Here is a 13,444-nt window from a genome sequence, read left to right on the forward strand (position 1 = left end):
AAGCAATGAATTATAACGGTAAAAAGTTCAAACCTCTTTTAATTTCAGATAATGGTGAAGTATCTGATGATATGATATTTCATTATAAGCAGTCAGCAAATATATTAACTTGTGAATATCAAGGAACAAACATTCTAAAAGGTCATCTTATAGGATTGGTTGATAAATACGGAAATATTAAAATGACCTATCATCAAATTAATCAAAAAGGAGAATTAATGACGGGAATATGCAATTCTAAACCAGAAGTAATGGATAACGGAAAAATTCGATTACTAGAAGAATGGCAATGGACTAGTGGAGATAAATCAAAGGGTCATTCTATTTTAGAAGAGATATAAAATGAATAAATGGCGTAATTAAATGAGTTCATAACAAATTAAATAGTTCAAATAAGGATAATGACAATGAAATTAATACCGTAATGATTACCAAAAAAATGAAGTAAATGAAATTTAACCTAAATAAATCTATTGAAATTCTCCAGCGTACACCAAATGTTCTTATTACAATGTTACAAAACATGGATAAAGAATGGGTCTTCAACAATGAAGGCGAAAAAACCTGGAGTGTTTATGATATTATTGGTCACTTCATTCACGGAGAAAAAACAGATTGGATTCCAAGAATGGAAATCATTCTTTCTGACAATCCAGACAAAACATTTATACCGTTTGATAGGTTTGCTCAATTCGAAAATAGTAAGGGTAAAACTCTAAAACAATTATTAGATGAGTTTCAGAAATTACGAAAAAGTAATATTGAAAAATTGATCTCTACAAATTTAACTGATGAAGATTTGCAAAAAACCGGAATACATCCTGATTTTGGATCAGTAACTTTATCACAACTCTTAGCTACCTGGGTAGTCCATGATCTCAATCATATTGCTCAAATATCTAGAGTTATAGCCAAACAATATACTACTGAAGTCGGTCCTTGGTCAACATATTTAAGAATTTTAAAACCTTAAACGCTACGATTACTGTATTCAGGTTTTTGGTATAAAATTCCCAGCCTTTAGCAATAAAAGACTGGGATATCTTATATTATCAAATAATCATTTTATTCTTTTAATAATCGCGTGACAATTGTAGCATCTTTTTTTGCATACACCTTTACAAAATAGATTCCTGTAGGTAGTGCATTTATATTTACTTCTGTAGTATATGCTTTTTGATCAATTCTTTGGGAAATAACTTCTCCTCCATTAAAGCTATATATACTCACTTTATAAGTCGAAGAAGGCAGATCACGTAAAAAGACGACATCTCTTGCCGGGTTTGGATGCATAGAAATTTTAGTTTTCTCAGCCTCATTACTTGATAGTATATCTGCTTGTCTACTAGCATTTGTTGTCACTACAAGTTTTGGCTTTTTATTCCCTTCCTTTGACCAAAAACTCACATCATTTCCTGAAGTATGCTCCACAATTAAACTTACTTTGCCACCACCAGTAACGTTATTAAGATTCCAGATATAAGTACCATTTGTATTATAAGAGGTATTTTTGGAAGCTAGTAGAGTACCTCTACTAGATTTATTACTATTAGAAAGATTATTTTCTGTCCATTCAATACCATTACCATGATATATATTGATTTGACCCTGACCCGGATCAGAACCAACGGTGAGCTTAAGTTCTGCACTGCTTATTGTTCCACCAATTGAACTTAAATCAAACATAAGATAACTGAACCTTTTTCCTGATTCTACCCTAAGATCTGCATTGTTAAATCTTGTATTACCTTGTAGATATGCATCGTGTATAGGAGTTAATATTGTTGTTACCGGTTGTTTGCTTTGAACTGTTAACACAAAAGAGGCCTCTGAGGTATTGCCTTCATTATCTGTTGCTACAGCCTTTAAAGTTTGCGTTCCTGCAGTAACGTTTAATAATTCAGTATCATTTTGGCCAGGGTTTGCAGTACCCCATTCGTATGGCGCAAATCCTTCTTGTCTTATCAATACATCATTTATATATAGTTTAACGTTAGCTATAGTTCCATCGCTATCTTTTGCATCAACAACAACACCCAAATCATCTCCTTCGATAAATTCGTTATTAGTTGGACTTTGGAAACTAACAGAAGGTGATACTGGTCCACTTCCAACTACAGTAATTGTTTTTGTTATTGTAGTAGATGCTCCTTGATCATTTGTTGCAATTGCTTTTAGCACATAGCTTCCTGAAGCAAGGTTTACTAAAGCAGTATCATCTTGACCGGGGTTTGCGGTACCCCATTCGTAAGGTGCGCCTCCTTCTTGTCGAACAAACGCATCATTTAGATATAATCTGATATTCGAAACGCTTCCTTCGGTAACAGCAACAACAACACCCAAATCATCGCCTTGCTGCAACTGGGTATTGGTAGGACTAGTGAATACAATTTCAGGTGTATTGTTACATGGTTCATCTGATGCATTCGGACCGTGAATGTAATCAATCCAAGTATGTCTATTAGCCGAAGGATCAGGTGGAAAATCCAGTCGAATTTGAGTAATTGTTCTTCCCATCCATGTATTTAAATTACTCATATCAAACACGAGCTCTTCGAATACGTTTGTAGTCTGAGGCGAGACTGTAACCGATCGACTTGCGGAGAAACCAGGTTGATCTGTGGTTGTCCAGAATAACTGGAAAGCACCAGCAGTTTCAGATTTAGTTCTTATCCTTAATTGTGGTACTTGATTCCCTTGGAATTTTAAACCGTTTCTTACAACATATGGATCATTAGAATTATCTGCTCTGATTAACCAATGTTCTTCACTACTTGTATTTGCCGCAGCAGTATTAAATCGTTGAAAACTTTCTGAAGTTCTATTAAACCCAAAATTAAGATCTGAGGCATTATTTGGATTACCACAGTTATCGGTTTCTACAATATTTGGTCTCCCATCTCCATCATCATCATCGGCAGTGGCACCATCAAGGTCATTGGTCGTACAAGGTAGAGCAGCAGGCTGAAAGCTTCCATTATTATCCCAATCAAAGAAAATGTTTACCCGGTTATCACCTTCAGCAGCTCTAAATTTTACGTATACATCGCCATTTCCTGCAATATAGTATGCATTATTTGTAGCATTCTCTACCGCCGAAACAGAATTCAAACGTGGAATACCATTTACTCTAAAATTACCCAGTTTTCCTAAACCTTTAAAACGTGCATATCCTAAATCTCCTGCGTCTCCTCTATTCCAAATAACATGTATACTTCTATTTGCCGGAGCCTTATCAAAATAATATGTATATAAAAATCCTTCATTCACAATCATTGGGAACTTATATGTTCCGGATGACTGACTTCCAGATTCATAAAAACACACGTCTTCTGTTCCTGGTTTAGAACGTACTATTGACATGCGCACTCCGCTTGCATTAATTCTAGCAAACCACAATCCGGCGAAATAATAATCGGATCGAGCCGCATTCCTCCAGGAAGGATGTCTGTACTCATGTCCATCAGTTAAAAATGGAATATCCCTTATCAGCGTAGTATGTGCTTTACCAGTCAACCCACCATCATAATCTTTAAAAAATTGACCAACTTTCCTTGCACGTGTAGCATCTGTGTTAGGTAACGGGAAAAATCTGAATGGAAAAGGTTCTGAAAATCCTTTGGTAGTTCCTCTAAAAGTAGGATTGAAATTTTCTGTTGCTCCTCCTCCTGTAATTTGCTTGATCATTTCTGAATTTGAGCGATCCCATCCTTCAAAATGACAGTCGTGGTGTCTACCAGGACCATCATAAAACCTGAAGAATTCTCTAGTACCGTTAAAAACCCCTAAATCAGAATCTGCATTGAAGAGACTATTTTCTATGGTAAGATCACCGGCCAACATAGAGCCTGTTTTATTATCACTGAAAGCACAATTATAAAAAACGGTGTTTCTATTAGTACCTCCTACACCTAATCCACAATACAGTGCCTGGTCGTTTCCATAGAACAATCCATCTTTTATCAATTGTCTGCTATTTACATCCCAACCCCAGTTTGCTTTAAGAGAATGATCAGGGTTTAGCCTGTCAAAAACATCCCATCCTGTCATACACGTATGCGCTACAAAACCTTTAAAACTTCCTAGAGGTTCCTTTGATGGGTTCAAGCCTTGGTAATACGGTAAATTCCCTGAATCAAACATCGGCTTTTCTGGAAAAGCAAACCAAAATCCTGTTCCTTCGGTTCCTGCAGCCACATTATTTTCAAAATAATTATTAGGGTTCGTGATCCAATAAGAAGCTGGTGTCCTATTTTGAGGCTGATTGTGTGAATTGTCAGAAGGCGTTAGCTCTTCTCCCGGTCTAGGTCTTCTTGTTACAAATACAACATTATTCTTAATGGTATTAAAGCGTTCAGCTCCATCTTCTAAAAAAATACCATGGCCTATTTGATCATAGGCAAAAACACCATCAACCGTCACATAATCTGTACCGTGAATCGTTACCGCTCTATTAAATGATTTATGCACACTACTATTTCTTAAATAACTGCCTTGTGCTTTATCTTCATTTAAATGCCAGTGAAATGGGTATCTTCCTAAAACTGCTTTCTGTCCCATTTTATACAGCTCTATATTTTCTGCATGAGCCGTAGAATTCTTCATCAACATAATATGACCTCCAAATCCTGTTTCTTCATTATTCCCATCCATTTTACCCTGGATTTTGATATAATGGGATAATAAGCCTACTTCACCCTGGATATTCACATCCCAGGTTTTTCCATCTCTTGCTCTGGTGTATGATTTTGATCCTCCTATATGCTTATATTGTAACGGATCTTTTAATGTAAGTGTTCTTCTATTGCCACTAATGGCAATAATTTCAGCTTCATCAACATCGTTCCAGGCTTTTCCGCTATTAGTAGCCAAACCGGTAGCAGTCAGTGCAATTTGATCCCCTACTTCCCAATCAACAGCTTCTTTTAAGGTGATTTGGGTAGCTCCTGCATTTGCAGTAGTAGAAAGGTTGGTCCAGCTCATTCTTTTCTTTCCGTGTAGCTCTAATCGACCCCCGCCCATAACCATAATGGCTTTATAGGATGCTGGTGCATTATTCTGTTTACCGCCTGTTAAAGTTATTACACATTTTTCCGTGGCGGCATACGGTTGGGCTGCTGTACCGATTTCCATTTTTCCGGAAACCATAATACTTTGAGTTTCTAAATTAATCCATGCTCCTTCATTCTGCCAGTTAACAGCATTTAATATACCATTAACCCTAATAGTTTTTGCACGGCATGTTCCTACTAGTGTTACTTTTCTACCGACTGGTATTGTTACATCATCATTTTCGGTTGGCAATTTATTTCCTGGCCATATACTCGGTTCAGACCACAACCCATCAGCTACGGGTTGTATAGCTGCTAAATTAGCAGGTGGTGCGCAATCAATGGAAGATGTGACCTTTGGCGGAGTGTTTGTGGAAAATGAATCAGTTCTAAAAATAGTATTAGCATAAAATATAGCACAACTTAATAGCGTTAAAACTAGTAGTTGTCTTCGAAAAGAAAATTCTTTTTTAGGGGTTAATCGATTTGTGGTGATAGCATTCATGATGTGTTAGTTAATGTATTATACGTTGTGTGTTAGTAAATATGTTAAGTTTATTTTATCTCGATTTTACTTTTAAAATCAATTCGATTTTTTGAGAGTCCTTTCATGATTTTTATATGTTTTTTTTTGATCTTTGAATGCAGGTTTTTTTTAGTATAATTCATTGATTTTATAAATTATTTATGCTTTTAAAGGTTTGGATAAATCCATCAGGAAATCTTAAGATTTCCTGATGGATTATGAACTAAAATCATAGTTGCTGTTTTATAAAATGCAATGATTTATTAATACTATTCTCCATAATATTTAAGATACAACTACCCGCTTCTGATATTTCTATAAGTAATTGGTAAACGTTTACTACTTCTATTTTTTTGAATAATACTCCAAGTTTATAGTTTGAGAAATCTTGTTTTTAAAGCTTTTTTATTACTAGAGAACACTTTTACGAAATACAAACCTGACTCAAGGTCTTGCACATCTAACCTAATCTGAGACTGATCTTTATTTATTTTTTTGGTTGAAATTTCTTTTCCTTGAAAATCATAAACATTTACTTGATAGGTTGAAGATGGAAAGTCACGTAAAAAGACGACATCTTTCGATGGGTTGGGATGCATAGAAATTTTAATTTTATCAGTTTCTTTGCTCGATAATACCTCCACTCGTCTACTACCATTTGTTGTAACTACAAGTTGCGGTTTTTTATTTCCTTCCTTTGACCAGAAACTTACATCATTTCCTGAAGTATGCTCCACAATTAAACTTACTTTGTCACCGGCAGTAAAGTCATTAAAATCCCAGACATAAGTGCCATTTGTGTTAAAAGAGGTGTTTTTGGAAGCTAGTAGAGCACCTCTACCAGATTTATTACTATTAGAAAGATTATTTTCTGTCCAATCGATACCATTACCAAGATATATATTGATTTGACCATTACCTGGATCAGAACCAACGGTGAGCCTAAGTTCTGCACTGCTTACTGTACCAGCAATTGAGTTTAAATCGAACATCAGATAACTGATCCTTTTTCCTGATTCTACCCTAAGATCTGCATTGTTAAATCGTGTATTTCCCTGTAGATATGCATCATGTATAGGAGTTAAGACTGTTGTCACTGGTTGATTGTTTTGAACAATTAATCTATAACTATCTTCTCCTGTGTTGCCTTCATTATCTGTGGCCACTGCCTTTATCGTATAGGTGCCAGGAGAAAGTCCATTAACTTCTTCGGGATTAGGAGAAGTAGCATGCCCCCAAGTATATGGAAAGACATTTTCTTGTCTCACTAAGTTATTATTAATATACAATCTGACATTATTTATGGTTCCATCCTGATCGGTGGCATTGACTTCGACCTCCATATCATATCCTTCCTGAACATTTAAATCCCCTGAAGGTTTCACAAAAGAAACAACAGGATTCATTGTGGAAACCTCACCTTCTACCTTTAAGGTAATGGTAGCTTCAGCTGTGGCACCATCATTGTCAGTTGCTACTGCTCTAATCGAATGATTGCCTATTGACAAACCTAATAACTCATTTGCATTACTTCCATTACCCCAGGTATATGGAGCTATATTTTCCTGGCGAATGAGATTTCCATTTACAAATAATTTTACATTACTGATGGATCCATCAACATCTGAAGCATTCACCTCAATATCAAAACTAGTGTATCCTTCCTGGACTGTTGCATTGCCAGAAGGTGTCTTAAAAGAAACTGAAGGTCTACTATTTCCGCCTCCAAACCGGGGTCTACTTCTTAACCAATTCATATCCCATTTAGGACCTATTGTTTGACACCCAGATGGTCCCTGATCAACACGACCGGGACAGGCGTCAGGATCTTCATCTCCTGCATCATTGGCAGGACCATTACCACATTGAATATCATTATAAGGAATATCACTACTTCTAAATTTTCGATATCTTGGATGTTTCTCTAGTTCATTGCAAATATCTCTTACACTATATTTATTACCATTTATAGTTACTTTTTTATTACTGATTCCATGATCGAAATTACTATCACAAAAGCAATAACCATTAGCTTTGTAACTATCTTTCCAACTAGGTCTTGGGTTCCATTGTGCTAGTACTGTTCCTATAGAAAAGACCAACATTATGAGTAAAAGAATCTTTTTCTGTTTCATGATTTTTGGGTTTTTATTCGTTTCGGTTTTGAGGATTAGCATTCATTTTCAGAAAATATTTCACCATATAAATCAATGATGTTTTCTTAACAACTCAATGAAATTAACAGGTGTAATTGTAGCTCATCTGTTTTGAATTAAATTAACCGCTAGATTTTGTAAACTTTCTAAGAAATCTTAGCCTTTAGTGTTTAAAGGCCAAGATACCTTATAGCTCATTCTTTTAGAAAGTACAATGATTTATTAATACCATTCCCTTTTATATTTAAGATATAACCACCTGTTTCTAATGTTTCTATAGACAACTGATATACTTTTATTCCCTTTGCCTACGTATGTAAAACTCTTCGTCCAGGCAAACAATATCATTGTTAGTTATATCCTTTTTAAATTCTAATTTTATTTAGCTAATAGACACTAAATATTATTATATAGAACATTTATGAAGTTAAACCCAGCCCCTTCTTCATAGAAATTGGGGCCAGGCATACTTTTTTGAATAATTTCTCTTACTATTCTTTTATGAAATGCAATGATTTATTAATACCATTACCCTTTATATTTAGAATATAGCTACCGGCTTCAAGAGGAGCCACAAATAATTGATAATCATCGGTATTAACTACCTTTTTATCTATTAGTCTACGGCCAACAATATTAAATACTTGTATTAAGACTTCTTGTTGTTCTAACCCTTCAATAGATAGCATATCGCTTTTAACAGGATTAGGGTGTAGCTTTATACTTTTAGAACTTTTTTGAGATATTGAAATTTTACTTAGTCTAACAGCACAAGATGGAGCTTGAGTAGAATTACTAAAATAAAGTGTGAATTCACTATTTTTAGATACCATCACAAAGTTGTCACCATCTTTTACCACCCAATAAGCACCATCTAATCCTGCAAAACCAGTGTTAGACAGAGTTACTTCAGGGCTAGTACTATTTAGCTGATAAGTCATGGTATCAGAGAAATTCACATACCAGTTTGGAACTCCGTTATTAGTATTAATAGCAAACTTATAAAGTCCATTATAAGTAGGGTTCCAATTGATTGAGAACTCTCTAAAATTACTAAGGTCAGGACCTCCTTGTCCCAGAACATGAACATATGAATATGAAATATTATCCATTGCCGGAATACCACTAGAAATTGGTGTTCCGAAGGAACAACTTCCATTATTCCCACCTCCATCATTACTTTGTATAGTTAAAGTGAAAGTGTCCTGAGCTGTATTACCATCATTATCTGTTGCTATCGCTTTAAAAGTATATGTCCCAACGGAAAGACCATTAACTTCTTCAGGATTAGGCGAACCATCGTGACCCCATTCGTACGGAGCAAAGTTTTCTTGTCGCACAAGAGCATTGTTAATGTATAGTTTTACATTAGATATAGTTCCATCCGTGTCATTGGCATTTACTAGTACTGTTAAATCATACCCTTCATCCACAGTAAGATTACCTGAAGGTGTAGCAAAAGAAACGCTTGGTAATTGATTACCAGTTTCTTCCTTAATGATGACTGTTCTGGATACTTCTGTAGAAAGTCCTTCCTGGCCAGCTTCAAAAGCTCTTGCTCCAACCGTATAAGTTCCTGCAGCTGTTGGTGTCCAGGACACGCTATAAGGAGCAGTTTGATCTTGTTTGAAATATGAACCACTAATTTTGAAGTTTACTTTTTCAATACTTCCTTCAGCATCTGATGCATTGGCACTTAATGAAATAGTTTCTCCAAGTATATATTCCTGATTCTCCTGAGATGGGTTTGTCAAAGAAACCTGTGGAGCTTGATTACCAGAAGCCCCGTCTACTGTCAATGTAAAGCTTTTACTCGTTGTTGCTCCATCATCATCTGTCGCCTCAGCTCTGATTGTGTGCTCACCCACTGGTAGACCTAAAAGTTCTGATACGTTATCACCCATTCCCCAGTCGTATGGTGCAAAAAGTTCCTCACGAATTAGATTTCCATCTACAAATAATTTTACATTACTTACTGAACCATCACTATCTGTAGCATTTACAGTAACTTCAAAACTAGTATATCCGACTTGTACAGAAGTATTTCCTGTTGGTGTAGCAAAAGAAACAGATGGAGGTTCATTCTCCGTCGGGTTCGAATCATTTTTAGTGATTACAATTACCCAATCGCTACCTGTGCTATTTGGAGCATTACCAAGCGATCTGTTTCCTCCTCCATTGACAGTGGTCACAGAACCATTTACTAAGTTTCCACCATTTCGAGGGTTATACCACTTTACATTAAATTGCCCACTTTGACCGTTTAAGTTCAGATTTGTTGATCCCCCATTTTTTAGATATACCACATAAGCTTCTCCTTGTTTTGCATAGCAATAGTCATTATTATTAGAAGACAACCCATTGTTATTTCTCATTTGTGTCAGAGGAAGGTCTGTAATTTCAAAAAATCGTATGGCGTGACGACCATAGTCCCACCATTTATCTCTACTTCTAAAATCTTGCAATGAAAGATCTGAATGTGCATTCTGATACCCGAAATACCATTCATTTCCCCATCCACCAGCGAGAAGGGTTGCCCACATTGCATTTTTTCTACCATCTGTATGAGAATTCGCTGCATTATTATCTGGTCGTATTGCATGCTGTGCATCACCTGGTTCATCACAAGCGATTGCCCATTTTTTTCCTTCATTTCTGGATTTATCGATTCCTTCTTTTACTCTACTAAAAACATTTGTAAAATCAGACTTGTTTGTTTGTAACGAAAATCCAGTAAGTCTCGATTGATTTCCGAGCAAATATTCCGGAAAATCATTTGGATGTTTATGAATAACCACATGGTGACGATACGGATCATTCTTATAAAAATAATCTGCCATTGCTCTTTCCTGCGCAGGTGATTGATCTACTGCTTGCGGTCCACCACCATTTTCTTCTCCTAAGTTCCAATTTAATGCCAAATTGTGGCCAAATCTCGCAATTAATTCACGATAATATAGTTTACGTTGTGTTCCTGTGTTACCATTATCCAAAAGTGTTTCATTCTCAGTTTCCTGAGTTTTAAAATGAGCAAAAATTCCATTTTGCTGCATATGTTCTATCACAATTGCCCATTGTGCCATTTTAGAAACATCCATTCGGGTACGTTGATTACCACCGATATACGGATACACATTCTCATCGTCTCCGTTAATATTCATCGTAAGGAAAGACATAGAATTTAATCCTTCACTAGCGATATAGTTTACAGCACCAATCAATCCTTTTCCTTTACCACTTTTCCAAGTAGGATCTCCACTGTTCCAATCTCCTTTATGAGGGTTGAAGTTTTTTCTTCTATTGCCTGCATTAGGTGTATTATCAAAATCATCATATGCGAATAAATTCTCTGGAGAGTCTGGTCCTTGTTTGATCATATATTCGCCTGTTTCGGCAAAACGCAGATAATGTTCTCCTACATACTGTAAACGTCCTTTTCCTCTAAAATCTCTACCCGATTTATTAGATGCGCTTACATTGAATGACCCAGTTTCTCCATTCATAAATCCTGCAGCAGTTCCGGCATTAACACCATCATTTACTGCTACATTGCTTCCTTTTCTAAAAGACACTGAGTAATTCCAAGTTCCTGTTTTATCAGGAGCAAAATGAGCTCTCCATTTATTACCGCTGGATGCAGATGTCTGTGCAGCATTTCCATCGGCAGCATAATACCCTGGTACAACATAAGACGGAGAACCGCTTTGGTGTGTAAAAGTTACATTTAATCTATAATTCAAAAACGGATTATCGCCTGCTGTTTCAGAAGTATTTGGCCCATTGAAGGTTAGTGTTACTTTGTGCCATTTTTTTCGCTCACCTGTAATAGTAGCGCTGCTATTATTACCTCCGCCACCATCACCATCACAAGTAGTTTCTTCTAAAGATAAGTTTGTGGCATTGGTACTTGTTCGGTTTAAAGTTACTCTATCCACTATATGGTGTTTAGAACGACCAGATATTAGCATTGTGTATACACCTGGCGAATCAAACTCTACAAAAACATCGTGCGGATCGTTATCGTTTGTTTTTGTCGCCCAGGTCCAATTTGTGGTTCCTGTAGAATACACTTTAAGATATCCTTCTCCGCTTGCACCTTCTGGGTGTGGTGTTTTTCCTGATCCTTTAGGATACACTCTTTCGCTACCTTTTTGCCCATAAAAATCATCTGCGTCGGGAAATTTTAACCAAGTATCATTTGCTTCTGTTGGACTATTTCCTTCTCCAACTTTTGATCTCCACAAAACTTTATATTTACCTGCAGAGTTAATCTTAATCTTAGTATTTATAACTCCATTACCTGGGTCATTGAAATGATCAGGACCTGTCCATTCTATATAACCTCCACCAGTAAAACCAGAAATGGCACTCTTTTTTTGCCAATTCCCTGAAGCCGATAGATTTTCTGCTTCTATAATCACCAAACCATTTTTTTCTTCGTATGCAGCATCACAATTACCGCCACCGCCATTACCTCCACCATCAGAATTACTCACGGTAAAACTTTTTGTAGCTTCACCTTTAGCTCCATTATTATCTGTTACCACAACCTTGACTGTGTAATTTCCTGGTTGAAGATTAACTATTGGATGTGGTGTATAACTTGCTCCATCTGTATCCACTAACGTTCCATTTACAAATACTTCATGTTTTGAGATACTACCGTCAGGGTCATTGGCATTAATCTCTACCGAAACATCACTGCCTGCATTATAGTTTGCCTGATTAGGACTTGTAATCGAAACTGTTGGCGGTTTATTATCTCCTCCAGGGGGATTGCCACATCCTGTCCAAACTTTGAAATCGTCGAAAAAAGTATATTCTGTCCTAGGTGAATGCCAAACAGGATCTGTTCTGCTTCCCCCTCGATAAGTATTCATAATTAAGGCATTGATTTTTAAATTGCTTTTCCCCGAATTACGAATTTTGGCATTATTATCACGATAGGTTTCTTGTCCATCAATCCACATGATCACAGTACCGTTCCTTTGTCCAGGCGTGTTCATTTTGATATATTGACGGATTGTATACCACTTGTTGTCTTTCAGATTTGAAAAAATTCTTTTTCCATCCCCGCAATCTCCATCCTTTCTAGGTTCTCCATTTTGTTTGTCGGCGAAATAGCTATAAAGAATAAGGTAAGGTGCATTAGTCTGCGCTCTATTTCTTCTCCACATTAAGCGCGCGGACCATCCATCTGTATTGTATTTACATCCCGATGGAATGGCTCCTCTACCAGTGGTTTCGCTATTTACTCCTCTAGTAGAACCTCCCAAACCAGGTAATTTACCTCCTGTAGCCCAAAAGAAATTATCATCAAATTTTACTTTATATTCTAAATACGCTTCATCTACAGCATCAAAATAAGGGTCAAAAAGAAACCCCCCTGACCTACCTGAAGCGTCATTCTTTAAATACTGTGCTCTTAAAGTTCCATTAACAATTCTAGTCTCCTGTGGTGTGTTTTCTATCAAATTATTTGCAGCACCTGGACCTTCTACTCCTCTGTAGGTAGATGCAGTCCACGGCTTTACATTATTAAAGTCACTTTTTAAATCTGCAATAGAGTATCGTCTGTTATTCCAATTATTAAAATCGACATCAATCATAGTATTACAGTTCTGCGCCTTAGCTCCTGAAATTATGAATAGCAGCAATCCTATCATAATTTTTAATCTATTGATATAAATATGTGTTATTTTCATCATGAG

5 protein-coding genes are annotated in these 13,444 nt (G+C 36.3%); 2 read left to right on the forward strand and 3 right to left on the reverse strand.

The features are described from left to right. The first annotated feature begins 5 nt into the window (after positions 1-5). Together J8M14_RS05535 and J8M14_RS05540 are read left to right on the forward strand one after the other, a co-directional pair. Positions 6-341 carry a n-acetylglutamate synthase gene (locus J8M14_RS05535; RefSeq protein WP_211073583.1) on the forward strand — a complete coding sequence of 112 codons (336 nt, stop codon included), beginning with the start codon at positions 6-8 and terminating at the stop codon, positions 339-341. A gap of 107 nt (positions 342-448) precedes the next feature. Continuing rightward, the gene (locus tag J8M14_RS05540; RefSeq protein WP_211073584.1) at positions 449-973 is read left to right on the forward strand and encodes a DinB family protein; all 525 of its coding nucleotides are present in this window, start codon (positions 449-451) and stop codon (positions 971-973) included. Between the two features lie 92 nt (positions 974-1,065). Here the strand turns inward: J8M14_RS05540 and J8M14_RS05545 are convergent, their stop codons facing one another. From J8M14_RS05545 to J8M14_RS05555, 3 genes are all read right to left on the reverse strand, one after another. Continuing rightward, entirely contained in the window at positions 1,066-5,556 is a 4,491-nt protein-coding gene (locus J8M14_RS05545) for a G8 domain-containing protein (protein ID WP_211073585.1), read from the reverse strand. Between the two features lie 392 nt (positions 5,557-5,948). Beyond that, positions 5,949-7,712: an Ig-like domain-containing protein gene (locus tag J8M14_RS05550; RefSeq protein ID WP_211073586.1), complete on the reverse strand. Its 1,764-nt coding sequence runs from the start codon at positions 7,710-7,712 to the stop codon at positions 5,949-5,951. A gap of 512 nt (positions 7,713-8,224) precedes the next feature. Further along, entirely contained in the window at positions 8,225-13,441 is a 5,217-nt protein-coding gene (locus tag J8M14_RS05555; RefSeq protein WP_211073587.1) for an Ig-like domain-containing protein, read from the reverse strand. Positions 13,442-13,444 lie beyond the last annotated feature (3 nt).

It is taken from the genome of Aquimarina sp. MMG016 (assembly GCF_018100805.1).
Lineage (GTDB): Bacteria > Bacteroidota > Bacteroidia > Flavobacteriales > Flavobacteriaceae > Aquimarina.